At 70.6% G+C, this 26746-nt stretch carries 31 protein-coding genes; 9 read left to right on the top strand and 22 right to left on the bottom strand.

Annotated features, from left to right (window positions below; genetic code table 11):
- Position 1 precedes the first annotated feature (1 nt).
- Both DOO78_RS24275 and DOO78_RS24270 read right to left on the bottom strand, forming a co-directional pair.
- Positions 2-502 (bottom strand): prolyl-tRNA synthetase associated domain-containing protein, encoded by a 501-nt coding sequence (locus DOO78_RS24275; RefSeq protein ID WP_111472477.1) that lies wholly within the window; start codon positions 500-502, stop codon positions 2-4.
- 45 nt (positions 503-547) lie between these two features.
- The gene (locus DOO78_RS24270; RefSeq protein WP_207803038.1) at positions 548-1216 is read right to left on the bottom strand and encodes an ArsR/SmtB family transcription factor; all 669 of its coding nucleotides are present in this window, start codon (positions 1214-1216) and stop codon (positions 548-550) included.
- Positions 1217-1363: 147 nt separating this feature from the next.
- Between DOO78_RS24270 and DOO78_RS24265 the strand changes: the two genes are divergently transcribed.
- The 5 genes from DOO78_RS24265 to DOO78_RS24245 are packed head-to-tail and all read left to right on the top strand — an operon-like array spanning position 1364 to position 5451.
- On the top strand, positions 1364-2134 hold the full coding sequence (locus DOO78_RS24265; RefSeq protein WP_243634772.1) for a sterol desaturase family protein: 771 nt from the start codon (positions 1364-1366) through the stop codon (positions 2132-2134).
- Between the two features lie 20 nt (positions 2135-2154).
- On the top strand, positions 2155-3165 hold the full coding sequence (locus DOO78_RS24260; RefSeq protein WP_207803037.1) for a VTT domain-containing protein: 1011 nt from the start codon (positions 2155-2157) through the stop codon (positions 3163-3165).
- Positions 3162-3515, top strand: coding sequence for a DsrE/DsrF/TusD sulfur relay family protein (locus DOO78_RS24255; protein ID WP_111472474.1), 354 nt, complete (start codon positions 3162-3164; stop codon positions 3513-3515). Before DOO78_RS24260 ends, DOO78_RS24255 begins: the two co-directional genes overlap by 4 nt.
- Positions 3512-4228 carry a class I SAM-dependent methyltransferase gene (locus tag DOO78_RS24250; RefSeq protein WP_308071529.1) on the top strand — a complete coding sequence of 239 codons (717 nt, stop codon included), beginning with the start codon at positions 3512-3514 and terminating at the stop codon, positions 4226-4228. The genes DOO78_RS24255 and DOO78_RS24250 overlap by 4 nt, the downstream gene beginning before the upstream one ends.
- 23 nt (positions 4229-4251) lie before the next feature.
- A complete protein-coding gene (locus DOO78_RS24245) occupies positions 4252-5451 on the top strand; it encodes an MFS transporter (RefSeq protein ID WP_111472472.1) in 1200 nt (399 codons plus the stop codon).
- 50 nt (positions 5452-5501) lie between these two features.
- On the opposite strand, the gene DOO78_RS24240 is transcribed toward DOO78_RS24245, so the two are convergent.
- Entirely contained in the window at positions 5502-5780 is a 279-nt protein-coding gene (locus tag DOO78_RS24240; protein ID WP_111472471.1) for a metal-sensing transcriptional repressor, read from the bottom strand.
- A 118-nt stretch (positions 5781-5898) separates the two neighbouring features.
- Between DOO78_RS24240 and DOO78_RS24235 the strand changes: the two genes are divergently transcribed.
- The 4 genes from DOO78_RS24235 (at position 5899) to DOO78_RS24220 (ending at position 9001) form a co-directional block, all read left to right on the top strand.
- Entirely contained in the window at positions 5899-6177 is a 279-nt protein-coding gene (locus tag DOO78_RS24235; RefSeq protein ID WP_128080145.1) for a hypothetical protein, read from the top strand.
- 61 nt (positions 6178-6238) lie between these two features.
- Positions 6239-6961: a HupE/UreJ family protein gene (locus DOO78_RS24230; protein WP_111472469.1), complete on the top strand. Its 723-nt coding sequence runs from the start codon at positions 6239-6241 to the stop codon at positions 6959-6961.
- A gap of 12 nt (positions 6962-6973) precedes the next feature.
- On the top strand, positions 6974-7621 hold the full coding sequence (locus DOO78_RS24225; RefSeq protein ID WP_111472468.1) for a transmembrane anchor protein: 648 nt from the start codon (positions 6974-6976) through the stop codon (positions 7619-7621).
- Between the two features lie 54 nt (positions 7622-7675).
- On the top strand, positions 7676-9001 hold the full coding sequence (locus tag DOO78_RS24220; protein ID WP_111472467.1) for an MFS transporter: 1326 nt from the start codon (positions 7676-7678) through the stop codon (positions 8999-9001).
- A 57-nt stretch (positions 9002-9058) separates the two neighbouring features.
- On the opposite strand, the gene DOO78_RS24215 is transcribed toward DOO78_RS24220, so the two are convergent.
- The 19 genes from DOO78_RS24215 to DOO78_RS24130 all read right to left on the bottom strand — a co-directional run bounded on the left by DOO78_RS24215 (position 9059) and on the right by DOO78_RS24130 (position 26579).
- Positions 9059-10891 carry a pectate lyase family protein gene (locus DOO78_RS24215; protein ID WP_111472466.1) on the bottom strand — a complete coding sequence of 611 codons (1833 nt, stop codon included), beginning with the start codon at positions 10889-10891 and terminating at the stop codon, positions 9059-9061.
- Between the two features lie 12 nt (positions 10892-10903).
- Positions 10904-12925 (bottom strand): phage tail protein, encoded by a 2022-nt coding sequence (locus tag DOO78_RS24210; RefSeq protein WP_111472465.1) that lies wholly within the window; start codon positions 12923-12925, stop codon positions 10904-10906.
- A gap of 14 nt (positions 12926-12939) precedes the next feature.
- On the bottom strand, positions 12940-13296 hold the full coding sequence (locus tag DOO78_RS24205) for a DUF6950 family protein (protein WP_111472464.1): 357 nt from the start codon (positions 13294-13296) through the stop codon (positions 12940-12942).
- Positions 13293-13859: a hypothetical protein gene (locus DOO78_RS24200; protein WP_111472463.1), complete on the bottom strand. Its 567-nt coding sequence runs from the start codon at positions 13857-13859 to the stop codon at positions 13293-13295. Before DOO78_RS24200 ends, DOO78_RS24205 begins: the two co-directional genes overlap by 4 nt.
- Positions 13859-14545 (bottom strand): hypothetical protein, encoded by a 687-nt coding sequence (locus DOO78_RS24195; protein ID WP_111472462.1) that lies wholly within the window; start codon positions 14543-14545, stop codon positions 13859-13861. Before DOO78_RS24195 ends, DOO78_RS24200 begins: the two co-directional genes overlap by 1 nt.
- Positions 14546-14549: 4 nt before the next feature.
- Positions 14550-16706, bottom strand: coding sequence for a tape measure protein (locus tag DOO78_RS24190; protein ID WP_111472461.1), 2157 nt, complete (start codon positions 16704-16706; stop codon positions 14550-14552).
- 29 nt (positions 16707-16735) lie between these two features.
- Positions 16736-16888, bottom strand: a complete 153-nt coding sequence (locus DOO78_RS27740; protein WP_165839061.1) for a hypothetical protein — start codon at positions 16886-16888, stop codon at positions 16736-16738.
- Between the two features lie 164 nt (positions 16889-17052).
- Complete coding sequence (locus DOO78_RS24185) at positions 17053-17430, bottom strand: hypothetical protein (protein WP_111472460.1); 378 nt, start codon at positions 17428-17430, stop codon at positions 17053-17055.
- Positions 17430-18383: a phage tail tube protein gene (locus DOO78_RS24180; RefSeq protein ID WP_111472459.1), complete on the bottom strand. Its 954-nt coding sequence runs from the start codon at positions 18381-18383 to the stop codon at positions 17430-17432. Before DOO78_RS24180 ends, DOO78_RS24185 begins: the two co-directional genes overlap by 1 nt.
- Positions 18384-18404: 21 nt before the next feature.
- Complete coding sequence (locus DOO78_RS24175) at positions 18405-18851, bottom strand: hypothetical protein (RefSeq protein WP_111472458.1); 447 nt, start codon at positions 18849-18851, stop codon at positions 18405-18407.
- Positions 18848-19573, bottom strand: a complete 726-nt coding sequence (locus DOO78_RS24170) for a DUF6441 family protein (protein ID WP_111472457.1) — start codon at positions 19571-19573, stop codon at positions 18848-18850. Before DOO78_RS24170 ends, DOO78_RS24175 begins: the two co-directional genes overlap by 4 nt.
- A 3-nt stretch (positions 19574-19576) precedes the next feature.
- Entirely contained in the window at positions 19577-19876 is a 300-nt protein-coding gene (locus DOO78_RS24165; RefSeq protein WP_111472456.1) for a hypothetical protein, read from the bottom strand.
- 10 nt (positions 19877-19886) lie between these two features.
- Positions 19887-20195, bottom strand: coding sequence for a head-tail joining protein (locus DOO78_RS24160; protein WP_111472455.1), 309 nt, complete (start codon positions 20193-20195; stop codon positions 19887-19889).
- A complete protein-coding gene (locus DOO78_RS24155) occupies positions 20192-20830 on the bottom strand; it encodes a structural protein (protein WP_111472454.1) in 639 nt (212 codons plus the stop codon). Before DOO78_RS24155 ends, DOO78_RS24160 begins: the two co-directional genes overlap by 4 nt.
- Positions 20827-21174, bottom strand: coding sequence for a DUF2190 family protein (locus DOO78_RS24150; RefSeq protein ID WP_111472453.1), 348 nt, complete (start codon positions 21172-21174; stop codon positions 20827-20829). Before DOO78_RS24150 ends, DOO78_RS24155 begins: the two co-directional genes overlap by 4 nt.
- Positions 21175-21265: 91 nt before the next feature.
- Complete coding sequence (locus tag DOO78_RS24145; RefSeq protein ID WP_243634771.1) at positions 21266-23293, bottom strand: prohead protease/major capsid protein fusion protein; 2028 nt, start codon at positions 23291-23293, stop codon at positions 21266-21268.
- Between the two features lie 72 nt (positions 23294-23365).
- Positions 23366-24859, bottom strand: a complete 1494-nt coding sequence (locus DOO78_RS24140) for a ubiquitin-activating E1 FCCH domain-containing protein (RefSeq protein ID WP_111472451.1) — start codon at positions 24857-24859, stop codon at positions 23366-23368.
- A complete protein-coding gene (locus DOO78_RS24135) occupies positions 24856-26343 on the bottom strand; it encodes a phage portal protein (RefSeq protein WP_111472450.1) in 1488 nt (495 codons plus the stop codon). Before DOO78_RS24135 ends, DOO78_RS24140 begins: the two co-directional genes overlap by 4 nt.
- Positions 26343-26579 (bottom strand): phage head-tail joining protein, encoded by a 237-nt coding sequence (locus DOO78_RS24130; RefSeq protein ID WP_111472449.1) that lies wholly within the window; start codon positions 26577-26579, stop codon positions 26343-26345. The genes DOO78_RS24135 and DOO78_RS24130 overlap by 1 nt, the downstream gene beginning before the upstream one ends.
- Between the last annotated feature and the right edge of the window lie 167 nt (positions 26580-26746).

The following is a 26746-nucleotide window of genomic DNA, read 5'->3' as shown; positions in this document are numbered from 1 at the left end:
GCTACCCGTCTACCAGCGCCACGCAGAGCGGCGCGTGCCCGCATGCCCGCACAAAGCTGAGCAAATCGTCCGGGCGGATGCTCGTGCTGCCTGTCTGCTCCAGCGGGTGGAAGTTGAGCCATTCAGCAGCCAGCAGCGCGGCCTCGATCACCGGCACCACGGCCTGCTCCGTGTCGTTAATCAGCCCGAAGGGCGTTATCGCTCCCGGATCGACGCCGAGCAGGCCACGAACCTGCTCCGGTGTGGCGAAGCCAAGGCGGCCCTGACCGCCGACGCGCGCATGCAGCGTCTTGAGGTCGAAGACGCTGTCCTCGTGCGCCACCACGAGGAACAGCCGCCCCTTCTTGTCCTTCAGCAGGAGATTCTTGGTGAAGCTCCCCGGCATATCGCCGCGCAGCGCCTTGCCCTCCTCCACTGTTCGGTGCTCGGGGTAGGGCAACGTCGACGTCTCGATGCCAAGCGCCGCCAGGCGTAGGAACAGATCCTCTCGCGTCACAGGCATCCGACCGCTCCCCCCTTCATTGCGGCCGTGCCGCCTGCTCCGCCGTCACGCCGCCTCTACGGCCAGGCCGGCCGCCTTCCACTCCGGGAAGCCGTCTTCCAGGCGCCGCGCCCGAAATCCCCGACGCCGGAGCTCCTCCACCGCATCGAAGGACAGCACGCAATAGGGACCTCGGCAGTAGGCGACAACCTCGCAGTCGCGCGGCAGCGCGGCGATGGCCGCATCCAGCCGGTGAAGCGGCACGTTCAGGGCGCCGGGCAGGTGGCCGGCCGCGAACTCGTCCTCCGGCCGTACGTCGAGCAGGATGACGCCGCCTTCACCGAGCCGGGCGAGCAGATCGTCCCGTGACACCGCTTCCAGGCGGTCGCGCCCAGCGAAGTAGGTGGCGACCACGTGCTGGACCTCGGCAAGGTTGCGCTCCGCTACCCGCCGCAGCGCGGTGAGCAGCGCCGGTACCGCGTCATCGCTCAGGCGGTAGACCACGTGCTTGCCCTCGCGCCGCGTCTCGACGAGGCCGGCACGGCGCAGGTGCTGCAGGTGCTGCGAGGTGTTCGCGAAGGGCAGGCCGGAGCGCGCGGCCAGCGCGTCGACTGTGCGGTCCCCCTGCGCCAGGACTTCGAGCAGTTCCAGCCGATGTTCGTGTCCAAGCGCACGCCCCACGGAAGCGAAGGCGGCGAGGAGGCGGCGCTTCGGGGTGCTGTCGCTGCTTGACACGGGCTTGGCCCCGATCCTACGTTCAATCGTGTGATTGAATAATGAACAGCCGCCAGGGCCACGTCAACCCGGAACCGCTCCATGAACAGCCTTCTGGCCCACGAGCCACTGATCCGTTTGGCGGTCTTCGCCGGCATCCTGGCCCTAATGGCAGGCTTGGAGGCTTGGCTGCCGCGCCGCCAGCGCAGCGCCGGGCGCTGGCTGCGCTGGCCGAGCAACCTCGGCGTAGTGGTGCTCGACAGCCTGGTGGTGCGCCTCGTCTTCCCCACCGCGGCGGTCGGCTTGGCGCTCGCCCTGGAGGGGCGCGGGGTTGGGTTGCTGCCCTGGCTCGGGGTGCCGCAGCCGCTTGCGATCCTACTCGCTGTCGTGCTGCTCGACCTCGCCATCTATCTGCAGCATGTGATGTTCCACGCTGTGCCCGCGCTATGGCGGCTGCACAGGATGCACCACGCCGACCTCGACTTCGACGTCACCACCGGCCTGCGCTTCCACCCGGTCGAGATCCTGCTGTCGATGGTCATCAAGCTGATGGTGGTGGTCGCCCTCGGCGCGCCGGCGGTCGCGGTGCTGGTGTTCGAGGTGCTGCTGAACGCAACCGCGATATTCAACCACGCCAATCTGCGCCTGCCGGAACGGCTCGACCGCCTGCTCCGGCTTGTGCTGGTCACGCCCGACATGCACCGCGTCCATCATTCGGTGGTGCCGCGCGAAACCAACAGCAATTTCGGCTTCAACCTGGCGGTCTGGGACCGGATCTTCGGCACCTATCGCGCCCAGCCCGCCGCCGGGCACGAGGCCATGACGATCGGCATCGAGCAGTTCCGCGACCCGCGTGAGCTGCGCCTCGATCGCATGCTGACCCAGCCGCTGCGAGAGGATGATCGCGCCTATCCGCTCGGCCGGCGCGAGCGCGCCTGATGTCGGCGCCCCAGCGGCCGTTGTCCCGCTGGCTGCTGGCAGCGGTGCTGGCGGCGGCGGTCGCGGCGACCTTCCTGGTGCGTGACCGGCTGGACCTCACGGCACTGGAGAACGCGGTGCGCGGCCTCGGCGCCTGGGGCGCGGTCGGCTTCGTCCTGATCTTTGCGGCGGCGACTGTGCTGTTCCTGCCGGGTTCGGTGTTCGGTTTGGCCGGCGGCGCCCTGTTCGGGCCGGTGCTCGGCACGGTCATCAACCTCGCGGGTGGAACGCTCGGGGCAACGCTCGCCTTCCTGGTGGCCCGCCATCTTGCCGGCGACTGGGTGGCACGACGCGCTGGCGGGCGGCTCAAGCAGGTCGTCGACGGGGTGGAGGCCGAGGGCTGGCGTTTCGTCGCGCTGGTCCGTCTGGTGCCGGCGGTGCCCTTCAATCTTGCCAACTACGCGTTGGGCCTAACGCGCATCCCGATCGGCCAGTATGTGCTGGCGACCGCCATTAGCATGATCCCGGGCACGGCTGCCTATGCCTGGCTCGGCCATGCCGGGCGCGGCGCGCTCTCGGGCGACGACGCGGCGGCGCTGCGCTACGGGCTGCTCGGCCTGGCGGTGCTCGCTGCCATTGCCTTCCTGCCACGGCTGCTGCGTCGCGTCCGCCGGCCCGCCCCGGCCGGGGAGCCGATGGCCTGGACCGATGTCGATGCCCTGTCGCAGGTGCTCGCCGCAACCGGCGCGCCGAGGGTGATCGATGTGCGCGGAGCTGACGAGTTCACCGGCCCGCTCGGCCACATCGCGCGCGCCGCCAACATCCCGGTGGAAGCGTTGGTGGCGGACCCGGCTCAGGCCGGCACGGGCGCGGTGGTGCTGGTCTGCTTGACCGATCGCCGGTCCGCCCGCGCGGCCGAGGCGCTGGTCGCCGCCGGGCATCAAGATGTCGCTGTGCTGCGCGGCGGCATGAAGGCATGGACCGCTGCGGGTCTACCCGTGACCCGCGGCGCGCCGATCGCCGGCGCAACGCCGAAGGAGGCGCCCACGTGAAGATCCTCTTCATCGTCAACGATCCGCCCTACGGCACCGAGCGCTGCTACAACGCACTGCGGTTGGCTGGTGCCCTGCTCAAGCGCGATCCGGCCACCGAGGTCACGGTCTTCCTGATGGCCGATGCGGTCGGCGCCGCGCGGCGGGGCCAGAAGGTGCCGGAGGGCTACTACAGCCTTGAGCGCATGCTGAAGCGCGTGGTTGTCGGCAAGGGCGCCGTGCTGCTTTGCGGCACCTGCATGGATGCCCGCGGCATGACCGATCAGGACATCATGGACGGCGCCCGTCGCAGCACCATGGACGAACTCGCGGCAGCGACCATCGATGCCGATAAGGTGCTGGTGTTCTGAGCGGGGCTAGCACCGCGCCGATCCCCACGGGGCCGGAAGCCTATCGCGCCTGGCGCATCTCGTCGCTCGGCCGCATCACCGATGCGTGCGAGGCCGCGGCGCTTCGGCCGATGATCGGCGACGTGGTCGGGCTCGACAGTCTCGACATTGGCTGCGGCGACGGGCTGCTCGCGGTGGAACTCGCCGCCGCTGGCGCGCGCGTGACCGGCATCGATCCGGACGCCGCCATGCTGCGCGCGGCGGCGGAGCGAACGGCCGGGCAGGACATCCGCTTCGTGCAGGGCCGCATCGAGGCGCTGCCCTTCCCCGACGCCTCTTTCGACCTGCTCACGGCCGTCACCGTGCTGTGCTTCGTCAAGGACGAGGCGACGGCCTGGCGTGAGATGGCGCGCGTATTGCGCCCCGGCGGGCGGCTGGTGATCGGCGAGCTCGGACGCTGGAGTCTGTGGGCGCTGCGCCGGCGCATCCGCGGCTGGATCGGATCGCGGCTCTGGCGCAGCGCGGCCTTCCACTCGGCCAGCCAGTTGCGCCGCGCGGCGGCAGCCGCCAGCCTGGTGATCGACGACGTCCGGGGGGCGGTCTTCCACCCGCCGAACGCCGCGATGGCGCGACTGATCTCCGGGTTCGATGCGCAGCTCGGCCGTGTGACGACCTTCGGGGCGGCGTTCATCGCCCTGCACGTCCATAAGCCCGCCCGGCCGGCTTCCGGCTGAACCGACACTCACGAGGAGCCGCCATGACCACGACGCACCAAACCCGCAACGTGCTGCTGCTCGCCTCGGCCCAGGCTCTGTTCCAGACCGCATCCGTGCTGGTAATGACGGTCGCTGCGCTGGCCGCGACGCACCTCGCCCCTGCGCCATGGCTCGTCACCGCGCCAATCGCGGCGATGTTCCTCGGCACGGCCGCGGCGACCTTTCCGGCCTCGATGCTGATGGCGCGGCGCGGCCGCCGATATGGATTCCTCATAGGTGCGGCACTCGGCGTCCTCGGCGGGCTCTGCGGCGCCGCCGGCATCTGGACCGGGTCGCTCGTGCTGCTCGGTTTCGGTACACTGCTGATCGGCGCCTATCAGGGCTTCGCCCAATTCTACCGCTTTGCCGCGGCCGAAGTGGCCGATGCCGCCTTCCGGCCGCGTGCCATTTCCTACGTGCTCGCCGGCGGCGTCTTCGCCGCGATCGTCGGGCCGGAGCTCGGGCGGCATGGCGGTCCGCTGCTGGAGCCGGAATTCACGGGGTCATTCCTGCTGCTCTCGGTCGTCAGCCTGCTTGCTATGAGAATTCTGCTCGGCCTGCGCATGCCGGCGGCACCGCCCGCGGCCGCAGTAGCAGGGGCAGCGACGCCACGCCCGCTTGGCAGCATCGTTCGCCAGCCATCCTACCTCGTGGCGCTGTTCGGTGCGGCGACCGGGTATGGTGTGATGATCCTTGCCATGACGGCAACGCCGCTCGCCATGATCCACCACGAGCACGGCATCGCGGACGCGGCGCGAGTGATCCAGGCGCACACACTCGGCATGTTCCTGCCCTCCTTCTTCACGGGCTCATTGATCGCGCGCTTCGGGGTGCTGCGGATCATGCTGACCGGGGTGGTGGTGCTCTGCGCGCATGTCGGCATGACGCTGACCGGGACTGGGTTCCACAGTTTCGTCGCAGCGCTCGTACTGCTCGGGGTCGGGTGGAACTTCCTCTACATCGGCGGCACGACGCTGCTGACCGAAACCTACACCCAGGCGGAGCGGGCGCGGGCACAGGCCGCGAACGACCTGACGATCTTCGCGGTGGGCCTCGCCTCCTCGCTCGCTGCCGGCGCGATGCTCGATCGGCTCGGATGGCAGATGCTGAACATCGTGCTTCTGCCTTGGCTTACGCTCGCGGCCGCGGCGATCGTGGCGCTTGGCCTGGTACGGCGTCGCCGGCTTCGGGCGACTGCCTGAACGGGCGTGCCCGACCCACGAAGCCTGCCGGAGATGTGCGGGATGATTACTCACAAGTACTTGGTGATGGCCTTGAAGTCATCGATAGGCCCGCGGTCGGCGCGCGGGATCGCGCCGACGACGTGGTCCAAGCAATGGTCGAGATGGTCGTGGATAAGGGTGCGTTTTGCTTTGGCGATGGCCGCTTCCACCGCGTGAAGTTGCTGCGCGATGTCCAGGCATGGCCGACCCGACTCGATCATCTCGACCACGCTGCGCAGATGGCCCTCGGCCCGCTTCAGCCGTTTGACGATCTCGGGGTGGGACCCGTGGGTATGGGGATCACTCATGAGCCTGTCCTATCCCCCTGGTAGGGATAGCGTCAATCTGCTATCCAGTGCGAGCAACACAGGAGTGGGGTAGCCGCGCGGCATGAGGGGGTTTCGACACATCGTCAGGCTGCTGCTCGTGGCACTGCTTGTCTTCACCTTCGCGCCGCCCATCGCCGCGGTGTCGAAGCACGGTGCTGCCGACCACATCCACGCCACGGACGATCACGACCTGCCCGGGCCCCACGATGCCGTCGATCATGCGATCACAGACCATGTGCATGAGGCGGTGACCGTGCGTTCGACCTCCCTGGTGCCGCGATGGATGCCGCGTACCCGGCTCGCAATCCTGGGGCAGGAGGGCCTGACGCCAGGGCCAAACAGCAGGATGGAACGTCCGCCCCGCGGGCTCGGCTGAGCTGCCCGTGCCGCCGTCTTCGGACGATCCCTTCCTTATCTCAGCTGAGCGGTCTCACCTCATGAATCCCATCATCGCGGGCGCCGCGCGCCTGTCGCGAATTCCATGGCTATGCCTGTGCATCCTCGGCCTCACCCTGCTGGGTGCCACCACAGAGGCGCTCGCCCATGCCGTCGCCGAGGGTGACAAGGGCTACATCCAGGAGATCACCGGCGTTCACCTGCTGCCCTTCGTCTATCTGGGCGCCAAGCACATGGTGACCGGCTACGACCACATCCTGTTCCTGTTCGGGGTGATCTTCTTCCTATACCGGCTGCAGCACATCGCCCTCTATGTGAGCCTGTTCGCGCTCGGCCATTCGACCACGATGCTGGCCGGCGTCTATTTCGGCATCGGGATCAACAGCTACCTGATCGATGCCATCATCGGCTTCTCGATCGTCTACAAGGCGCTCGATAATCTCGGCGCTTTCCAGCGCTGGCTCGGCTACCAGCCGAACACCAAACTGGCGACGCTGATCTTCGGCTTCTGCCACGGCTTCGGCCTGTCCTCGAAGATCCTCGACTACAACATCTCGCCCGATGGGCTGCTGCCGAACCTGCTGGCGTTCAACGTCGGCGTCGAGGTTGGGCAGTTGCTGGCGCTCGGCGCCATTCTCATCGCCATGGGCTTCTGGCGTCGCAGCCCAAGTTTCCTGCGCCACGCCTATACCGCCAACGTCGTCATGATGACCGCTGGGTTCGTGCTGATCGGCTATCAGCTCACCGGCTGGTTCGTCTCCTGAGGAATCCCTGACATGTACAACACCGACCTTCCGACCCGCGCCGAACTGCCGTCCTCGAAGCAGTTGCTGCGCTCGACCGCCATCGCCATCGTGACGGCGGCCGGCATCCTCGTGACCGTCGTGCTGCCGGCGGAATACGGCATCGATCCGACCGGCATCGGGCGCCCGCTTGGCCTGACCGAGATGGGCGAGTTGAAGATGCAGTTGGCAGCCGAGGCCGAGGCAGACCGCGTGCCACCGGCCGCAACACCAGGCCCGCGTTCCAGCCTGCCGGGGGCGATATTCGCAGGGCTGTTCATCCGCTCGGCCGCTGCACAGACCCCGGCGCCGGCCGCCGCGTCTCGGACCGACGAGACCACCATCACGCTCCGGCCGAACCAGGGCCTGGAAGTGAAGCTCGACATGCGGCGTGGCGCCCGAGCCAGCTACAGCTGGACCGCCACGGGTCCGGTCAATTTCGACCTGCATGGCGAGCCGCCCAACCCCGGGCGGAACGCCGCGCACAGCTATCGCAACGGCCGCGGCTCGTCCGGCGAACAGGGCGAGTTCACCGCCATCTTCGACGGCACCCATGGCTGGTTCTGGCGCAACCGCTCCGGCCGTGATGTCAGCGTCACGCTGCGCACAACGGGCGATTACGCACGCATCATCCGCCCCTGATACTGGCCCCCGCCGGCTTCGGCCGGCGGGGATCGCCACGGAGCCAGAAACGTCATGCTCAGCCCGCTTGCCAACCTGACGTATCGACATCTGTTCGCGGCGCAGGTGCTGTCCCTGCTCGGGACGGGTCTGGCGACCGTGGCGCTCGGTCTGCTGGCCTTCGACCTGGCGGGTGCTGATGCAGGCGCGGTGCTCGGCACCGCGCTCGCCATCAAGATGATCGCCTATGTGGGAATCGCGCCGGTGGCGGGCGCCTTCGTGCATCTGGTGCCACGCCGCAGCCTGCTGGTGGCACTCGACCTGCTGCGCGCCGCGGTCGCGCTGGCGCTGCCCTTCGTGACCGAGATCTGGCAGGTCTATGTGCTGATCTTCGTGCTGCAAACTGGCTCGGCCGCCTTCACGCCGACCTTCCAGGCGACCATCCCCGACATTCTTCCGGAGGAGGCCGAGTACACCAAGGCGCTGTCCCTCTCGCGGCTGGCTTATGACCTTGAGGCGCTGGCGAGCCCTGCCATCGCCGCGGCGCTGCTTGGGCTGGTCGGCTTCCATTGGCTGTTCGCCGGAAATGCGCTGGGGTTTGTGGCCTCCGCCGCCCTGGTGCTGACTGTTGTGCTGCCCTCGCCCAAGCCGCCGGCGACGCAGGAGGGCGCGTGGGGCCGTATCACGCGCGGTGCGCGCATCTACCTCGCCACGCCAAGGCTGCGCGGGCTGCTGGCGCTGAACGTCACCGTCGCCATGGCCGGGGCGATGGTGATCGTGAACACGGTGGTGATCGTCAGGGTTGGCTTCGGGTTAGGCGCGGCGGAGTTGGGCTGGACGCTGGCGGCCTATGGCGCGGGCTCGATGGTCGCAGCCCTAGCCGTGCCGCGGCTGCTGGATGGCGTGATGACCGACCGCACGGCCATGATGGCCGGTGCCGGGCTGCTTGTCGCTGGCCTGCTACTCGGGCTGCTGGTGCCGAGTTGGTCGATGTTGCTGCCGCTATGGATGCTGCTCGGCTTCGGAAACGGCCTGGTGCTGACGCCAAGCGGGCGGCTCCTGCGGCGCTCGGCCCATGCGGGCGATCGACCTGCGCTGTTTGCTGCACAGTTCGCGCTCAGCCATGCCTGCTGGTTGATCGCCTATCCAGTGGCGGGGCGCTTCGGGGCCATGGCGGGGATGCCGGCCACTTTCCTGATTCTGGTGGTGCTGGGCGCCATGGGGCTGGTCGCGGCCATTTTGCTGTGGCCGAGGGACGATGCGGCGGAGGTCGAGCATATCCACGATCGGCTTCCGCCTGGGCATGCGCATCTGGGTGATGTGAGCCCGGATCCCACAGGCGCAGTCCGCCACAGCCATGCCTTCGTGATCGATGATCTGCACCAGCGCTGGCCTCGGTAGAGTACTGCATGAATGCAGGATGCCGGCGCGGATGATGCGAAGGCGGCGCACGAGCAATTACGGAAAGCGCCGCTTTGTCACCTGCACCGACAGACCCGCCGCCGCGAGATCAACTGTTGACGCGCTTACGTTCCGCGCGGTGACCCGGACGCTGTTGTTCGACCACACATGGCAGTCGAGCACGAAGGCGATGCTGCTGGTGTCGAGCGAGGCGTCGGCATAATCGCCACGTCGCGCGCCAGGCACGGTCACGTCGATGTTGGCCGTCGCGCCTGCCGTGAGGCTCGGCAGGTCCCAGGACGTCTCCAGCGCCAGGCTGCGCGTCCCCACCGGCACCGAGGGGCACGCATACAGCACCGCCGGTGCCGCCTCCGGAAGGCCGAACAGCCTCAGCGCCTCGAGCTCGATCTGGCCGTCAAAGCCCACGATCCCCACCTGCGCGAAGGCTACGCCCGCACCCACCCGGATGGTCTGCCGCCGATTCAACGAGGCGTCGGCCATCACCGCGCCCGCGTTCCACCCCTTCGCCGGGCTGTTCCACTGCATGGTGGTGCCGGAGGCCAGCACATCGCCGGCGATGTTCTCCCTCACATTCGCGGCGCCATCGAACACCCGCACGAAGAGCCGCCCGCCATCGACCCCTCCGACCAGCCAATGCGCCAGCGCAAACTCTTTGGCCGAGGAGGTATCCACCACGAAGGCCATGCCCCGGTTGGCGTCCAGCAACAGCCCGCGGGACGTCGCCGCGATCCCATCCAGCCCGTTGAAGCACAGCCCGGCCAGCGTGGTCGCCGCGGTGGTCGAGGTCGCCACCGTTGCCAGCCTTTCCACGCCGATCTCGGTCCCACTCTGCCGGAAGGCCGCGGCGCGGAGGTTCGGAACCGCCTCCAGCACGCGCAGCAGCCGCGACGCCGGCGCGCGGTGCCGGTTGATCACCGCGTTGCCGGCGCGGTCCGCGGTCGAGGTGTAATCCATCCGAACGGCATAGGTATTGGCCCAGGCCACCTCGTATTCGCAGTCGGTCGCACTGCCGGTGTGCCGCGCGACGATCGGCGAGCAGGCCTCCATGCGCAGCGCGCGGCCGATGATCGCGGTGCCGTCCGTCTCGTTCAGGAAGGGAATGGCGACGTTCGGGTCGAGCTGGCGCAGCTCGAAGTTCGGCCCGTCGAAGACGTGCCGGTTGTGGTTGTTGTAGCCGCCCGCGCCGCGCGAGAAGCGGATGCCGAAGCGGTCGATGGTCGGGTTGATGCCGGTGGCGAGGGCGAAGTGGCCGCCATAGTAGCGAACCGATGTGTTCCAAGCCGTCGCCGTCTCGGCGCGGATATCGAGGCCGTAGCGGTTGTTCAGGATGCGCAGCAGGTAGAAGGTGCTGTCCTCGACGCCGCGGCCGTCGCCCAGCGTGCGCATGCCTATGGTGAAGCCCGAGACCAGGCGTAGCTCCACCACGGATGCGTCGATGTTGCGGACCAGGATGCCGATGTCGGACTCCGAAACCCAGTCGGATTGCGTCTGCCGCACCACCTGTAACCCGGCATAGAGCTTCTCGCCGTTGCGCGTGGTGCCGCCATCGCCCAGCGTCAGCACGGTGGCAGGTGCATTGGCCGCGCCGGTGTAGCGGATGACGCCGCGCATGATCAGCCCGCGGGCGCCGCCGCCGAGGGTCACGCCGCTGCCCACGTTCCAGGTGCCTGGCGGGATGACGGCGAATTTCTGGTCTGCCGCGGCGCGATCGAAGCAGGCCTGGATGGCGGTGCGGTCGTTCGCCACGCCATCGCCGAGCCCGCCAAAGTCGGTCGGCAGCACGGCCTCGCGGTCGCGCAGATACTTCGCGAAGTCGCTCTTGTTGAGGTTGGCGTTGAGAACCAGCAGGTCGTCGATGCGCGCCGGCATGGCGTTCTCCGATCAGAGGGCGGTGGCGGTGACCGGACCGGCGAAGGCGGAGACGTTGCCTTCGGCCGAGACGCTGCGGAGCCAGTACCAGCGGGCCTGGCCGGTGGTGAGGCCGATGCGGTCCCAGGGCAGTGCGGTCGGCTCGCTGGCCAGCTTGGTGGCGGCGGCGAGGCTGGCGCTGCTCGCCTCGAACACCTGCAGCCGCACCCCGTCCGCGGGAAAGCCGCCCGATAGGCGCACGCCGCCAACAATACCGGTCGCGGCCAGGCCCGAGGCGTCGGCCGGGACCAGCGCCTCGCGCCAGCCCGACACCGCCCCGCTGCGCGCCTGCGCCCGCGCTCGGAAGGCGGTCGGCTCAGTCGTGGGAATGGCGACGGCGGTGGCGCCGAACCCGCCGGCGTAGCCCTGCCAGACCGCCACCGAGGCCGGCCGAAGCTCGATCTCGTAGCCGGCGAGATAGGCCGAGCCCACTGCGGACCAGGACACCGCGATCGCTGTGAACGACGTCCCGATCGGCGTCTCCACCAGGATCGCGGCAGGCGCGGCGATCACGCCTGGATTCGGCAGCACCACGGACGGGTTCTGCCCCGTCGCGCGCTCATCCGTTGCCGGGTTCCATGCCCAGACGGCGGGATCCTCCTCGGCCAATTGCAGGTTCACCCCGCCATCTGGCGCCAGTGCCCAGCCCGTGACCCGCGCCGGGAATGGCGTCAGCCGCTCCAGCGCCACCGTCACGCCGTCCCATGGCCGCAGCCGCAGTGCCGAGAGGTTGGCCTGCATCGCCACCTCGCGCTGGCGGCGGTTGCGCTCCAGCTCGATTTTCATCAGGCGCTGCACGGTCGCGGCCGAGGTGGTGAGCGGGAATTCCATGTCGCGGTAGATCGCCTCACCGCCATCCTCGGTGACGTAGTTGCTGGCGAGCAGCGGCGGCGCATCGGTCGGCTGCCAGGCCGCGGCGGGCTCGACATAGACGGCGCGTACCCCGTTGAAGAGATCGCGCCGCGGGCGCGAGCCGACGATGGTGACGTCGCCACGCAGATCATCCGAGGTGAGCGTGGCGGCCGGCAGCGCCGGCGCCCCCGCGTGGATGTAGAAGCGGCCGCCCGACACGACCAGCGCGCCCGCCATGGCGGCGACCAGCTTGCGGGTGATGGCGATCTTGCCCTCGCCGAGGGTGACCGCACCGTTCACCGTGTAGCGGCGCTCGGCGGTGGCATCGCGCCGGCCCATGATCTCGTCGCAGATGTTGGCCGCGGCCATGAGCGCCGGCAGGTCGATATCCGCCCAGGCTGCGCGCCACCCAAAGGGCGAGGTCAGGTACCAGGCCAGGCACAGCGCCGGATTGTCGGACCAGCCGGTGGCACCGGTGCGCGGATCCAGGATGGTGTCCGTCCCCTCGACGATGGCGGATAGGCTGGGGGCACCGGAGGGGAAGGCCTCGGGCCGCAGCTTGAGCCGCACGGCGAGATAGGCGCGCCCCTGGCCGCGATGCGCCGCGGTCCACTGGCCTCCCGTGTCTGCCACGAGATTGGCATTGGCGGCCTGACCGGGATCGCCGAGCGCGCGGTCGATGCGCAGCAGGCCGGCGAACTTCGCGTCGGTCGAGGCGGTGCCGTTGAGGAACACCTCGCCGATGGCGCGGACGCGATGCGCGGCCAGCACCACGACGACGTGCAGGAAGCCGTCGGCGCGACCCTCGTCATCGGTGGCGGAATGCAGGAACACCACGGGGCCGGAGGTGCGGCAGCGGCCGAAGACGATCTGGTGCTCGGTGATCGGCTGGCGGAAGGACTGGGTGCGGCCGGCGCCGGGCGTGCGGGGATCGAAGCCGGAGCCTGGTCCGGTGTCGGTCCCTGGCGTGACGTTGGCGCTGCGGGCGGCGGAGGGCGACTTGGGGCGGAAGACGGCGGCACCGACGGCGGACACCACCAGGGCGGCGCCGGCGGCGGCCACGGCGCCCAGGACGCCGCCCCCAATGACGGCGGAGGCGGCGGCGCCCGCGGCGGCAGCGATGAAGGGGATGGCGACGGGCATGGTCTGTCAGTCCCTCACCAGCCGATGCGCCACGCCACGGCGCAGGACGTGATCGGCGCGTGCAGCAATCCCGCGCGTCCGACGAAGGCGGCGCGGCCGGCATCCAGCACGACGCCGAGGCGGTCCGGGTCGGCGGCCAGCACCACGTCGCCAGCGCGGGCGAACGGCACCGGTACGCGCGGATAGCCCGCGGTGTCGGCCATCGCCGCGAGCGTGGGACAGTGCTGCCAGGACGGCCGCCGCCCTGTGGAGGCCACCACCGCCGCCATGGCGAAGCGCCCGCAGTTCCAGCGTGCCGCGTCAAAAGGCCGGTGCTCAGCCGCGTTGATCAGCGCCGCGAGCCGTTCCGGCCAGTCCGGCAGCCGGCTCACTGGTTCGGCAGTCGGATCTCCGCCTCCTGGAGCGCCGGCACGAACTCGAAGAATCGATCGCCGGGATACTCGGCCTGCTGGTCGGCGTCGGTGTAGCGCCGCACCTCGGCACGCTCGAGGTCGACCAGCCGGCTCTCGCAAGCCAGCGCCACGGAGGGCTCGGCCCCGTCGGTCACCTCCATCGTGTCCATCAACCCCGCCCAGAGCGGGAACGGGTCCGCCACGAAGGCCCCCTGCGCATCGAGCAGCGCGCCCCACAGCGTGACCGGCCGCAGGCGATAGCTGCGCTCGGCCAGCGCGATATCCACCACCTCCTGCGGCACCGGCGAGAGCGCGAGGGTGAGCCGCACGGCGCGCAACTCCACCGTCTCCTCCACATCCGAGATGGCGCCGATGCTGCCGGCACCCTCGAAGACCTTCCCCGCCCAGTCGAGCGGCCCGAGCCCGGTCCAGACGCGAAAGGGGCCGGTGGCGAAATCGAGCTCGACCAGGACCACCGGTGTTGCGATCGGTGCGGTGGCGGCGGAGGCGGCCTGGTTGCTGAGGCGTGGGGTGCCGGACATCACAAAGCCTCCTCCATGCGGATGGTGACGGCGGCGAAGGGCCCGGGCCGCGTCGGGTTCGCCGCCTCGTCGTCCGACACCAGCCGCATTGGCACGCTTGGCAGGGAGAGGATCAGTGGCTCGCCCACCACCACCGCGGCGCGCAGCGGCGGCGCGATCGCGATGCTGGCGGTGCCCGCGCCGGAGGCGGCGACCGCGGCAGTGGCGATGTAGAGCCGGCCGCCAAGCCCGATGTAGTCGCCCGCACCGACCGCCACCGTGCTCGGCCACCAGCCCTGCGTGACGATGGACAGCGCCCCACGAGGTGCGCCGGCCGCCAGCGACGGATTGCCAGACCCCACCACCAGCCCGGTGCCGTCCGTGAAGATGGTGGCGTCCGAGAAGGAGTACGGCCCAGTCGGCACGTCGCCCTGGCTGCGCGGATCACCGGTGCGGTACTCGCGCCGCCAATCCCAGATGCGCACCGTGTTGGCGGATCCCGCCAGTGCCGCCAGCAGCCCGTCCATCACCCCGGCCTGGACGCGGCCGAGCGGCTCGAAGCTGGCCTCCGCCACCCAGCGCGCGCCCTCCCGTCGCAGAACCTGCGTGGCGCGGGTGACGGGCGAGACGAAGCGCAGCGTGTTGTGCTGCAGATAGAAGCTCAGCCGCGACGGCCGCAGCGTGGCGGGCCAGGCATATTCCGTCATGACCCTAGCCCCGCACGATGGAGGTGGCGCTGCCGCCGCGGCGGATCGCGTCGAGCGTCGCCGCACTCGCCTGGCGCACGATCTGCGCCGAGAGCACCCGCAGCCGCGCCTCGACACCGGCATCGGCACCGCGCGCATCGATGGTGATGCTCTGGTTGATCACCGGCCCACCGGGCGCCATGCCGTTGGGCAGCACCGTGCCGCTGCGGTTGGGCACGAACCATTCGGGCCCGCGCTCGCCGACGATGTAGGGCTGGCCACCAGCCACCGGCCCGCCCTCGGCGCGGAACAGCCCGCCCAGCGCCGTGCCCAGCCCCGAGAAGATCGAGCCGAAATCAAAGCCGGCCAGGCTGGAGGTCACCGCCGTGCCGAGCGGCTCGGTGATGGTGCGCCGGACCACGATGCGGGCGATGTCCTGCAGGATGCCCTGCAGCACCTTGGAAAAACTCTCGCCCTTGATGATCGCGTCCTCGAAGGCCGAGGAGAATGTCAGGCCGAGTTCGCGCGCCGTGTTGCTGGTGCGCTCGGTCGCCTGCTGGACGCGCTGCTGGCTGCGCTCCAACTCCTCCAGCGCTGCATTGGCTTCGCGGGAGACGGTCTCGTCGGGGATGGGCTGGCCGATGCGCTCAGAGCGCTCGACCAGGCGGCCGAGGGTCTCCAGGCGGCGGGTGTAGCGTTCCTGGGCATTCTCGTTGGCCTGGATCAGCCGCTCGCGCTCGCGGATGATGTCGTTGATCTCGCGCTCGGCCTCGCGGTCCGGGCGCGGGATGGACGCCACGCGGCGGGTGGTGCCCTCGATGCGGCGGAGCGCCTCGTCGCGTTCGCGCAGCGCCAGGGTCTCCAGCCGGGTGCGGTCCGCAGCGGTGATGCCGCCGGCGGCCTCGGCCTCGCGCAGGCGGCGGACGCGGTCCTCGTACTCGCTGTTGATCCGGAAGCGATCGTCGAGTGCCTTGCGCAGTTCCTCGGCATCCGCGGCGGTGCGGCGGCGCCGGGCCTCGGCCGCCTGGCCGGCCGCGGCCTCCTGCTCGGTGCGCTGGCGCTCGCCGGCGGCCTGCTCGCCGCGGGTGATCTCCTCCTGGAGTTCCTGGTACTGCCGGCGCAGCTCCTCCAGCCGAGCGGAGCGATCCACGCCGGCCTGCTGCTGGGCGGTGCCGACCAAGCCGCCCTGGATCGAACCACGGCGGGGCTGCGAGCGCAGACTGTCGCGCCCGTCATTCTCCGCCTCGAGGCGGGCGATCTGTGCACGCAGGGCCTCGGCCTGGGCGCGGCGGTCGGCCTCCTGCTCGCTGGGCAGCAGCAGGCCCGAGCCGCGGCGCACCCCGTCCAGCACGCGGGCGGCACCGGACAGCGCACGGGCCAGGGCGTTGGACAAGCCGATCGCCTGGTCGAGGCGAGCGAGGAACTGGTCAGCCGCGGCAGTGAGCTGCCCGAAGGCGCGGCCGACGGAGAGGGGCGCGCGTTCGAACTCGCCATTCAGCCGCTCGACGGCCCGCAGCAGCGCCGGGAACACCGTGTCAGCGGTGAGCTTGCCCTCACTTCCCAGCTTGCGCAGTTCGCCGATCGACACGCCGAGCTCGCGCGCCAGCGCCTGCGCCAGCGTGGGCAGGCCTTCCAGGATGGAGCGGAGCTCGTCGCCCTGGAGCGTGCCCGACGCCAGCGCCTGGGCGAGCTGCTGGGTGCTGGAAGCGATCTCCTGCTGCGACGCGCCAGACGCGATGGCGATGCGCTGCAAGCCACCCACGAGCGTGGCGACCTGGTCAGAGGTGGCGCCGATCTCACGGGCGGCGATCGAGAAGCGGGCGAAGGCGTCCACGCTCTCGCGCACGGCGACACCGGTCTGGAGGCTGTCGCGATACAGCCGGTCGTAGATTTCGCCGGCGCGTTCGACCGAGCCCAGCGCGGTGTTCAGCCGGCCCATGGACTGGGTGAGTGCGTCGCCGGCCACCACCACGGCGCGCAACCCGGCGGCGAGGCCGGCGATCTGCACGCCGCGGACGGCGACGTCGAGCAGGTCTAGCGCGCGGGATGCGCGATCGGCACCGCCCTGGATGCGCTCCAGGCTGCGCTGGCCGGTCTCGCCGACCTCGCGCAGCTCCTGCTTGACCCGGGCGGCATCGTCCAGCGACAGCCGGACGGAGACGCGGCGCGTGCTATCCGCCATGCGTCACGCCTCCTGCGTCAGTGTGGTGGTCAGGACCCGGGGGGATCAGTGCGGCGCGCGGCGCTGCCGGCGGCGAGGCCCATGCGCATGGCCAACAGGAGTTCCGCTGCCGCCCAGCCGCAGACGCCCATCTCGCGGGCGGTGGCGAGCGCCGCCGGCATGTCGAGGTCGAGGCCCGCCATCGTTGCCGTCGCGCAGGTGGTGCTGGCGGCCCAGCACGCGGCTCCCTCGACGCTGGCGGGGGCGTGGGCGGCGTAGGGACACGAGAGGCCGCAGTCGCGGTCCAGGGCCGCGCAGCCGCGGCAGTAGTCAGGGCCCTGGCCGAAGTGCCATTCGGCCCTGGCCCTCAGCCGTTTCCCTCCAGGGCCACGGCAGCGACCGGGCCTGTGGCGCGGTCCCAGAAGGCGGCCGCGATCTGGTCCATGTCCATCAGCCGCTCGACCGCCTCGGGCGAGAGTGGCAGCGGCTGGCCGGCGGCGTCGCCGACGCCCTCCCAGGCGGTGACGGCGTGGCGGGCCAGCGCCTTGACCAGGAAGGCGAAGGCCAGGCCTCGCGCCATGTCGGGGTCGAGCTCGGCCTCCGCGGCTCGCAGCGCGCCGAGACGACGGGCGGAGCCGGCTTGGGCCGCGGCCATGACCGCCGTGGTGATGGGGCGGATTTCCACGCGGACGCCGCGCGGCAGGTCGAGCCAGTACGGCTCGACCGGGAGGTCGAGGGTGAGCATTATGCGTACTCCGTTGCAGCCTGCTGATTGCGCAGCACGGCGGTCATCATTCGGGTGGCGGTTGCGTTGAAGGCGGCGCGGAAATCGAAGCCGGCTTCTACGCCGGCCGGCCCCTCGATCGGGGTCTTGGCCAGCGCCAGATAGACCTCGTGCAGCGTGATGGTCAGGCTGCGGTTGGCATCGATGGTGAAGGCGAGCGCAAATTCCGCCGAGGTGCCCGCCTGCGCCTGGGCGAGCAGCGTGGTGTTCTCGAAGCGCACGGTGATCTGACCGGTGCAGCGCGCGATGCCGGGATCCACGCCCTCCACGCGGCGATCGGCGCGAATGGTCCGCACCGCCTCCATGCCGTTGGCATAGGTGAGCCGCGCGCCGGTAACCTGCGCCAGCGCCGCTGCGCTCCGCGTGATGGATCCTTGGGCCTTGTTGAAGGCGGTATAGGCCGCGCTGGTCGGCGTGCCGCCTGAGGTCGCGCCGGTCCGCACCGAGCCCTGGCCCAGCAGCCCGAAGGTCGCCGTCGCCGCGCCGGTCGGCGTGAAGTCCAGTTCCAGCGTGTCGGCGCGCACACCGGTGCAGACGTCGAAGGACGGGACATCGGGATAGCCGATCTCCATCGCATTGCTCGGCAGCGACGCCGCGCCAGAGCCGAAAGTGTGGATGAAGTTGGTGGTGCCGGTGGTGGTGGGTGCGCCCAGCAGGAGCCGCAGCCAGTGGCCGATGTTGATCAGATCGACCGGCACCACCGCCTGGCCGGCGACGGTCACCGTGTCGAGGAAGGGCGCGGCCGGATCGCGGTTGCTGCCCACGCCGATGACGTCGGCATCCAGCAGCGGCTGCTCAGCACCGAGGTCGCAGGACAGGAACGGCATGCGCCGCCAGTTGCTGCCGGGGGCGGTGCCGTAGACGGTTTCGGGCAGCATGAGCAGGCGGCAATTCGCGCCGATGGCACGGGGCATGGGCTTTCTCCTGGAGCGGGATCAGGCCAGCGGAGAGCCGGCGACGGTGAACCACAGGGTGACGGCGATGGCGGCGGCGCGGACCGCGGCGGCGCCCTCGAACTCGACATCCTCGAAGGAGGCGCTGCCGGGCTGCGCCCATTCGACGGCGCCGCCGAGGGTGCGGTTGGCAGCGATGGCCGCGGCGATGTCCACCAGCAGCGCATCGAGCAGCGTGTTGCGCAGGGCGGGGGTAGTGCCGGCGACGGTAATTTCGACCTCGGCGCGATGCTCGATCTGCCAGGCGAGCGGCGAGAGGATCGGCGTCTCCTCCACCGTCTCGCCGTCGCGGACGACCACCAGCCCGCCAGCGGGGATGCGCTGCGGGACGGTCTCCCCGCGGAGCACGACCGGCGCCGGGCTCCTGGCCGCCAGCGACGTTACGAGCCGGCTGTGCAGCGCGGCGATGGCGGTCTCGCGCGTGCTCATGCGGCCCTCCCGCTCTCGCGTTCCCAGGCCGCCACAAACCGCCCCGGCAGGCGACGCAGCCCGCGCTCCGCGGCACCGCGTACGTCGAGCCGCTTGGCGAGCTTCACCTGGGGCAGGAGCAGGAACATCGGCACCATCCCCTGTTCCAGCAGCCCGCGTGCCCAGGCCTCGCGCCCTTTGCGATTGGCGGTGCCGACTTCCGTTACGCCGCCAGCCACGAGACGGGTGCGTCGCCGCCGGCCTGCCCCCTCGCCCTGGCGCAGCGGCAGGCACCAGACGAAGCCGCGGCCCGACTTGAAGGGCCGGAGGAAGGCCTGGCCGGAGGCGACCATCTGTGCCGGGGTCACGCGCATGCCCCTCTCGCCGCGACCACGCCTGCCGCGCGCTGCGTTGAAGCCGGTGGGAATGGCGAGGAACTTCCGCCCCCCCTTGGTACGGATCAGCGCGCCACGATCGAAGGCGTCGATGACGTTCGGCACCTTGGTGAAGACCAGCCCCGCAGGCCGCAGAGATTGCCCGCTCCGCGGGAAGATCATCGACCGCCAGGCATTGGCGATGCCGCGCGCGTTGCCCGAGAAGGCGGTGGTGACCTGCCGGCGCAGTTCGACCTTCACCCGCTCGGTCTCTGCACGGATCGCGGTCATGGCCGCGCGCTCGCCCGCGCGCACCTCGTCCGCCAGCACCTTGCGGAGGTCGCCGACGATGGCGGCACCGAGCCGCATGGATCAGCGTCCGCCGAATTTGCGGCTGAGGATGCGCAGCAGCAGGTCGTGGAGCGCGGCGTAGCCGAGCGTGCCGGCCAGCCACGCGACGGCGAAGAGCCACCAGCCGTCGAGCTCGAACGCGTGCGCGATCAGCCAGGCGCCGGTGCCGAGGCTACCGCCGGCCAGCGCGTGCAGCAGATAGGCGCGGGTCAGCAGCGGCCGGTCGGTGGAGGAGAAGCGTGCCATCGCCCCGAGCGCACCCAGGGCGCCGGCGAGCAGCGCCTCGCCGATGATCGTGCCGATGCGCTCGGGGTCGATCATGGCGGGGCTCCTATCGGCGGCAGAAGACGCGCCAGGCGATGCCGGCGGCGTCACGCTCGGCGTGCTGGACGGTCAGGGTGTCGGCGCCGAGGGTGAAGGTGTCGTCGGCATCCACTGTGGGCAGCACGGCGATCGCGACGGTCAGCACGTCGCTGGCCTGGATAACGCTGGTCCCGAAGGCGTCGCCGAGCCGGTCCGGTGCCGAGCGGATCACGCGGAGCAGCACCGGCGCCCCGGTCCCCCCTGCGCGATAGCTGGCATCCGTGCCGATGTTCGGATCCGCGGCCAGCGTGTCCATGGCCGCGGCGAAGGCGCTCATGCTGGCCGCCGCAGCCGCCAGGCGAGCACGCCGACCACCGCAGCGACGATGACCGCAATGGCGACGGCGGGCGCCAGCGTGCCGAGCGCCTGGATGGCCGGCGCCGCCTGCGCCACAGCGGTGGCGATGCCGGCCGCGCCAACCAGCACCGCGCCGCGGCCCGTGCCTGTGACGGCGGCGACCTCCCGCAGCGTCACGGGCGGCGCGGGCGGGACACCGGCGAGCGTCAGCGCGCGATCGATGACGCCGGCCGGATAGGCCAGCCCCGCGCATTCATGGTGGATGATCGCCTCAACCAGCGGGCGTAGGTGATCGTGCCGGTGCAGGTCGATCGTATCATCCGGCCCGACGCCGATGCGCCCCGCCACCACCGCGATATAGGCCGCGGTGTCGTTCTCCACCTTCGGTGCCCAGCGCTCGATGATCGCGCGCGGCGTCCGCAGCTTGTGCCGGTCCTGGTAGGTGACCAGCAGCGCCGCCAGGGCACGGATGCCGAGTTCGTGGCTGGTGAAGCGGCAGAAGCGCCCATCGGAGGGGGGCTCAGAGAGGCCCTGCCACTTGTTGGCCGGGACATGCTCGATGTTCCCCGGATTGCGGTTGCGATAGCCCCGCGTGGCCTTGGGATCGAGGCTCATGCGCCGGCCGCCGGGACACGCAGCAGCACGGCGCGGACGGTGGCGTCCGCGGCCAGCGCCGCCACCGTGGCGAGGCCCACCTGGAAATTGCCGGTGGCCGTGGTGGTGAGGCGCCGGTTGGTGTTGTCCCAGAAGAGCCGGGCGCCGGCGGTGATCGCCAGTGCGGGTTCCTTGGTGATATCGAAGACGCCCTTGGTCTGACATTCGATGACGGCGTTCTGCACGCCATCGACGGCTGCCACGCCGAAGAGGGCGCCGACTAGGACGCCCTGGCCGGAGGTGACGCCGCCGGCATAGGGGACGGCGAGAGCCAGGCTGTCGCCGGGCTGCACATAGTTGCGCATGGGGATGAGGTCTCCAGAAACGCAGAAGGCGTCCCGAAGGACGCCCTCTGCATGGATCGATGATGGTTGGACTTACGGGTGGCGGTGGGGATCAGGTGCCCGGGTTGAACCAGGCGCCGCGCCAGTCGATGGCGCCGACCCCGAAGTCGAAGATCACCGACACCTCGACGCCATCCACGCCCTGGACATTTCCGGTGGTGACCTGCGGCCCTTCGGCGCCGTTGAGGTAGCCGTAGACGTAGACCGGTGCGGCCATCGGATCCGAGAAGAGATACCAGCGGTTGTTCGGGATCAGCGGCTCGACCAACGGCTGCACGAAGCCGGCGTAGACGTTGGCGTTGCTGGTCTGCGTCGCCTGCACCGACACTGTCAGCTGCCGCGCCGCGAGTTCCTGGTTCGGGCCGACCAGCAGGCGCATCTGCGCGCCGACGGCGATCGGCAGGCCGTCGAGGGTCTTCTGGCGCATCACCGCGGCCCGGCCGAGGGCCAGGTTCGGCAGGTCGAGCGCGGTGCCCGCACCCGCCTTGTTGGCCCGGGCCGCCGCGGTGCCGAACACCGCCGCGGCACCGGTGATGAGCGTGGGGCCGTCGCCGGCGGCGCTGTTCACCAGGGCATAGGCGGTGGCGTTCTCGAAGTCGGCGACGCGCCGGCCGATCATGCTGGCGAAGTCGGTGAAGGCGCCGAGGTCGTCGTTCACCAGCATCTGCCGCGTGACGCGGATGCGCCGGGCGAAGGTCTGCAGGAAGACCAGCTCCTGGCTCTCGGACATGGTGCCGGCCTGCACCTCGCCGTTCTCCGACAGCGGCAGCAGCGTCGGGAAGTCACCGACACGCAGGTGGCGGTGCGGCTTGAAGTCGCGGAAATCACGCCGGAGGAACAGCGTCCGGTAGGTGGGTGCGGCCGGTGCATAGGCCGCCAGCAGCATCTTGTTGGCCGCGGCCGAGAGCAGCGCGGGGAAGTCGCTGGTGGTGTGGAAGGCGCGCTCGGCCAGGATGGTCGGGTTGCGCGGGACGTTGCGCTCGCCGCGGGCGCGCAGCAGTTCGCCGATCATGTCGGACGGGCGCCAGCCCAGGAACTCGGTGTGGCGACCGGTGGCCGGCGCCTGGTAGCCGGGCATGGTGCGGGCGGCGAGCGCTTCGGCCATGGCGTCGAGGAGCTGCGACGGGTCCTCGTTGGAGGGGCCGGTGTCCGGCCGCGCCGGCAGGGAGGGGCGTGCGGCACCGCTGGTGAAGGCCTCCCACAGTCGGCCGCGCAGCACCTCGGGCGAGACGCGGTCGCGGATGGCGGCCTCGCGCATGGTGTCGAGCATGTCGGCGGTTACCAGACCGCGGGCGGCGGCCAGCACCGGCTCATAGCCGGCGATGCGCTCGACCGCGGCGCGTTCCGCCTCGGCCCGGATGGCCTCGAGATCGGGCGCCGCCGGCGCGGCACGGGTCGGTTCGGGCGGAGAGGTGGTGGTCACGGGGTTCTCCTGGTGCGGGATGGTGGGCGGCGCGGGCGGCGCCGGCGCGGGATCCGGCGAAGCCGGCGTCGTCTCGGGCATGGGTGTGTCCTCTGGGATGGTCAGGGCGGGTTCGATGGCGGTGGCGGGGGTGCCCTGGTCCCCCTCGCCACGGATCACGGCCAGGCCATCCACCGGGACGGGCACGATCGAGATTTCGTAGGGCTCCCAATCCACGGCGCGGTGGATGGTCTGGCCGGTGGCAGCATCGGGCCGTGGGTCGTAGCGATGCACCCGGTAACCGACGCTGACAGACTGCAGCGTGCCGTCGGCCACGCGCTGCCAGACCGGCTCCACGTCGTCCGCGCCGCTGAATTGAAGGGTGGCGTAGCCGCGGCCGGCCTCGAGGCGCGCGGCGGTGACACGGCCCAGAACGTCACGCGTGCCGGCGCGCCGGTGGGTGTCCAGCACCGGTGCGCGACCGGAGCGCAGCGCATCCATGCGCACCGCGGAGGGTGCCATGTCGAGCTCTTCGAGGATCGGCCCATAGGGCGGCACGAAGTTGCGGGCCCGCGCGCCGGTGGACCACACCACCTCGACGGTGCGGGCCGCCCGATTGACGGTGACGGGCGCGGCGAGCGCGCGGCAGGCGGTGATCGACTGCCCAGCGTCGGGCATTCGATCCGGCGCGGGGCTAGGCCCCTCCGGTTCGATCGGCTCGGTCATGGATGTGCTCCTGGCGCGGCGCCGTTACGGCGCGGCGAAGCCCTGCGCGTTGACGTAGAGCTGCGCGCCGGTGGTGATGCAGGCGACGTTCATCGCCGTGGCGGCGGTCCCGCGCAGCGGGGTGGGAAAGGTGATCTCGACCGGGGCCGCCATCGTCGCCGGCAGCAGCTGACGCCAGATCACGGTGGCGCCGTCCTTGATGACCACCTCCGTCGCGACTGTCGCGTGCGCGTTGCGGATATCGATCGAGGTGACGTAGTTCCGGATGCCGGCCGCTGCGGCTGCCCGGAGCACCACGTCGGTGGTGTTGATGATCCCACCCGCGGCGGCAGCATACTGCCAGTCCGCCTCAGGGATCGCGTAGGGCTTGATTACCAGCGCGCCGATCAGCGTCGCCAGCAGGTCCACGCCACGCGCGGTGGTGACGGCGACCGGATTGGCCGAGTAGCCGGTGGCCGCCAGCACCGGCAGCGCGCCGCTGGTACCGCGGGCCTGGCCGCCTACGGGCGTGACGGCCGGCGGGATGGTGCTGAGCACGTTCACGCCCAGCCCCTGGCCCGCGACCGACTGGCCGCGGCCGGCGGTGATCTCCGTCGTCAGCTCGGCATAGTCTGCGATGGTGACGAACTGGACCCTGATGTCGGTGTTCGAGGCCGGCGCCAGGTTTCGGCTGACCGAGGCCCAGCCGGTGTTCAGATAGGCGCCGGTGAAGTTCGAGCCGACCAGGTCGAAGCTGTTCGCGTCGATCACCGTAATGGTGAAACTGCCATTCGCCCCGGGCACGCCCGACACGTCCGCCACCGTGACCACGTCGTTCGTCGCGAAGCCATGCGCGGCACGGGTGACGCGCACCGCGCCGCCGCCGTTGTTCGCCACCGCCGAGATGCCGTTGATCACCTGCCGGTTCCGCACCCGGATCCGGAACCGATACAGCGCATTCGGCTCGGGAATCTGCTGGTGGCGAACATAGGAGTTCGAGCGCGCTGCCGTGGTGTCGAGCAGCCGGCCGTGGAAGTAGCATTCGTCATTGGTCGGCTCGAGTTCCAGCACCGACCAGCCGGCCGGGGCCGTGGTCGGGATGGTGCTGCCGGAGGTGCTGCCGAGACGCGGAGCGCCCTCGCTCTGGACTTCGTAATTCGCGAGAGTCGCACTGGCCCCGTCCAGCCGCCAGGCCGCCGCGCTGCGCCCGTCCGGCTGGGCGGTGGTCGGATCGATGCTGACCAGCTCGAGCCAGACCGACTGGCCGACGATCCGCTGGCTCATGTTCACCGCCACCATGACCCGCAGCGGGATGGTGAAGGTGGTCCGGCTGGTGAGCGTCAATTCGTCGTCGAGCGTGGTGCCGGTGGAGATGGTGACGGCGCCATCCGCCACGGTGTGGGTGATACCGCCGCCGCTGGCCGCGATCTCCCACCGCGCCGGGTTGATCTCGGCACCGTTGAAGCTGTCGCGGAACTTCTTCTGCATGCTCTTGATCTTGAGCATGTCGTCGGTCCAGTCGTAGGCGCCTGCGATCATGGCTGTGCTCCTGGGGCAGCGCCTGCATCCGCACGCGGCGAAGCGGCACCGGTGGCGGCGATTTCGATGGCGGCGAGCTGGGCCGCGTCCTGGGCGGCGCCGGACTTGGCGACGCGGCGTGGATCGCTGTCGAGGGAGAGGCCCGCCTCGTCGAGCAGGGCATTGGCCTCGCGGATCATCTCGACGACCTGGCGGAAGTCGTAGCCAAAGGCACCGACCGCCTCGGGCTGCGGCACGAAGCCTGCCCGAACCTGCGCGATCAGCGCGGTCGTGTCCTTCAGCGGGTCAATCATCTCGTGGGCGGGCGGGACGTGGGACAGGCCGTCCGGCACCTCCGCACCCCAAAGCCCAAGCAGCGCACCCTGGGCGTGGAAGCGGTCCGCGATCGGCCGCACCAGCATCGGGATCAGCATGCCGTACTGCACCTGCTCGCAGAGGCGGCGGAATTCGATCTTGCCGGCGCGCAGGCTGGAGTAGTTCGCCTGCGTGAGGTCGCCCGCCACCTGGTCGTAGGTCAGGCCGGTGCCGACCGCCGAGGCCTCGAGCGCCCGGCGAGCGAAGGCAGCGTGGCTGCCACCGCCGGACGGGTTCACCACCTCCACGGATCCCATGCCGCGGCGATAGAGGATCATCCCGGGCTCGAAGCTCTCCACCGTGCGGCCCTGCGCGTCCCGCAGCAGGCCGGAGGCCGGGCCGGTCATGGCCTCGTCGCCATCTTCGGAGACGACGGCGGCGAGGCAGGCCTCGATCTTGGCCTTCATCAGCAGCGCGGCTTCGTAGTCGCCGAGATCGCGCAGTCGGGTCAGCACCGGCGCCAGCCAGGAGACGTCACGCAGCTGGCCAGGGCGGCGCTTGCGGTAGATGTGCAGCACGTCGCGGGCGGGAACGCGCTGGCTGCTGAGCCAGGTGGCACCACCCGGCAGAACCCAGGACGCGCCGGGATGCACGCGGTGCAGCCAGTACCCAACCGGCTCACCCGCCTCGCCCAGGCCGATGCCCTGGAGGGTGGGGACGCCCTCGATGACGCCCTGACGGGCCGCGTCGAGGTGGTCGCTCTCCAGCACCTGCAGGCGCAGGCCGATCGGATTGGCGGACGTGATGTCGGCCGGCAGCAGCCGGACGAAGCATTCGCCGCTCTCCACCACCGCGCGCATGGCCAGCGCCTGGAGGCCATAGAGGTCGAGCCGGCCCTCGGCGTCGCAGGCGGTGCTGTCGGACCAGCGCCGCCAGGCCTCGGCATGGGGCTTGTCCGGCCAGCGGGTGGTGATCCCCGCACCGACGGCATTGCCTGTCCAGAGATCGACGATGCGGGCGGCGTATGGGTCGTTGCGGACGGCGTCGCGGGCCCGGCGTGCCACCGTGGGGGCGGCAGCGCCGACTTCCGCTGTCGCGCTGCCGCCAGAGGCGGCCCAGCTCGAGGCGCGGCTGTCCTGGGCGGCGGCATAGCCACGCAGCGCGTACCAGGCATCTCGTAGACGCCCCATCACTTGGTTCCCTCGCGAGAGAAGCTGGCGAAGGTGACGCTGGGGCGGCGCGCCGCGGCGTTCTCGGCGGCGTGGAGGACGGACAGCGCGCGGCCGAGCTCATCGAGGGAGCGGTATTCCACCGTGCGGCCATCGAAGGTCACGCGCGTGGTACCGCCGGTGAAGGCAGCCGCGAGGACGGCGGCGCGGGTGCCAGCGGGCTGCGCCAGCGCCCAAGCGAGGACGGTCGGATCCATGCGCGTCCTCCTTTCAGCGAAGCCAGCCGTTGCGGGGCGCGAGCCAGCCGCGTGGGCGTTGGGTTGTTGATTGCCACTGAGATCTGACCTGGTTTGGGGTGAAGTTGCCACTGAGAGTTGACCCATGTTCGGACGCTAGCCTCGGCTTTCTGGGCGGAGGCGGCGGG

Source organism: Roseicella frigidaeris, assembly GCF_003258945.1.
Lineage (GTDB): Bacteria > Pseudomonadota > Alphaproteobacteria > Acetobacterales > Acetobacteraceae > Paracraurococcus > Paracraurococcus frigidaeris.
The sequence above is the reverse complement of the archived record's forward strand: the minus strand, read 5'-3'. Positions and strand labels throughout refer to the sequence as shown.